This is a genomic window from Pseudomonas sp. NPDC087598 (assembly GCF_044743525.1).
Classification (GTDB): Bacteria; Pseudomonadota; Gammaproteobacteria; order Pseudomonadales; family Pseudomonadaceae; genus Aquipseudomonas.
In genome coordinates, this window is record NZ_JBIUWQ010000030.1 from 75,379 (window position 1) to 77,271 (window position 1,893).

The 1,893-nt window shown below is 59.2% G+C and carries 2 protein-coding genes; both read left to right on the top strand.

The genetic code is table 11. The features are described from left to right. Positions 1–27: 27 nt before the first annotated feature. Positions 28–1,431 (top strand): methyl-accepting chemotaxis protein, encoded by a 1,404-nt coding sequence (locus ACIOWE_RS17345; RefSeq protein ID WP_401393730.1) that lies wholly within the window; start codon positions 28–30, stop codon positions 1,429–1,431. Positions 1,432–1,699: 268 nt separating this feature from the next. Continuing rightward, positions 1,700–1,893 (top strand): transposase (locus ACIOWE_RS17350; protein WP_401393727.1); only part of this gene is annotated, 194 nt, incomplete at its 3' end.

A 1,893-nucleotide genomic window follows, 5' to 3' on the forward strand; every position in this document is an offset into this window, starting at 1 on the left:
GAGGAGCAGAACCGTGCGCCGCAAAACCTGCTTCGTCCCCCCGACGTCCCGGCTGCGGTGTATTCGCACATGTGTGGCACTTTGAAACAAGGCTTGCCATGGATGGGCATTGTCAAGAATCGCTGCAAGACCGGTGATCATTACTGGGTTAACGCCTATGTAACGCCGGTGTTCGACGGCAATCAGGTGGTCGGTTACGAGTCGGTGCGGATCAAACCCACCGCCGAACAGATCCGCCGTGCCGAAGCGCTCTACCAACGCATCAACCAGGGCAAGCCGGCAATTCCTTCCAGTGATAAATGGCTGCCGGTGCTGCAGGACTGGCTGCCGTTCATTCTGGTCAGCCAGTTGAGCTTCGTGATCGGCGCGACCCTGAACTCGCACTGGGGCTTCGCCCTCGCTGCGGGTCTGTCGGTGCCGCTGGGCCTGATGGGTCTGCAATGGCAACAACGCGGGCTCAAGCGCCTGCTGCGTCTGGCCGAACAGACCACTTCCGACCCGTTGATCGCGCAGATGTACACCGACAGCCGTGGCGCCCAAGCGCGCCTGGAAATGTCGATCCTCAGCCAGGAAGCGCGCCTGAAAACCTGCCTGACCCGTCTGCAGGACACCGCCGAACACCTGACCGATCAGGCCAAACAATCCGACTCGCTGGCGCACAACAGCTCCATCGGCCTGGAGCGTCAGCGCGTGGAAACCGAACAGGTCGCCACCGCCGTCAACCAAATGGCCGCCACCACTCAGGAAGTGGCGAGCCACGTACAGCGCACCGCTGACGCGACTCAGGAAGCCAATCGCCTGACCGGTCGCGGCCGCGACATCGCCGGGGAAACCCGCGAAGCCATTCAGCGCCTGTCCGTGGTCGTCGGTGAAACCGGCCTGACCGTGACCCAACTGGCCAAGGACAGCGACGAAATCGGTGGCGTGGTCGACGTGATCAAAGGCATCGCCGACCAGACCAACCTGCTCGCGCTCAACGCTGCGATTGAAGCAGCGCGTGCCGGTGAAATGGGCCGTGGTTTTGCCGTGGTGGCTGACGAAGTGCGTCAATTGGCGCAACGCACCAGCGAATCGACCGGGCAGATCCATGCCTTGATCGCCAAGTTGCAGCAAACGGCTTCGAGCGCCGTACAAACCATGGAAGCCGGGCATCGCCAAGCGGAAGAAGGTGTGGCGCGGGTACTGGAAGCGGATCAGGCCCTGGTCGGCATCAGTGAAGCGGTGGCCAACATCACCGACATGACCACGCAGATCGCTGCGGCGACCGAAGAGCAAAGTGCGGTGGCTGAAGAGATCAGCCGCAACATCAGCAACATCTCGGAACTGGCGGATCAGACCTCGGAACAGGCGCATAACTCGGCGTTGCTGAGTGAAGAGCTGACCAAGACTGCCAACACGCAGTATTCGTTGGTGGAGCGGTTTAACCGCTAAACGCAAAAGATCGCAGCCTGCGGCAGCTCCTTGTATCTCGACTATCGCTCCGTCAGGAGCGATAGTTCTCGACTGATCATCGAGGGAGGGACTTGGAAGCCGTGCAGCTCCTTAGGCTTTTTGCCTGTGATGTAGATCGTGCTCCTGCCCTCCACACTCACTCATATAGTTCGAACGGTATCTTGGGCCCGTCTTTGGCGAGAGCCCGCATTCGCAAGGTTGGACAGAGTGCAGTGATGATCGAAAACGGATCAATGGAGAGACAGTCATGTCCAATTTTGTCGGCGTCGATATCGCTAAAAACACCTTTGATATCGCCACTCACCTGCCAAACGGTAAACACAAAACCAAAGCCAAACTGGCCAATGACCCGAAGGGTTTCAAAGAGTTTGAAGCTTGGCTGAATAAGCAGGTCGAGCCTTCGTCCCTGATCGTGATGGAAGCCACCAGCGTGTATCACCT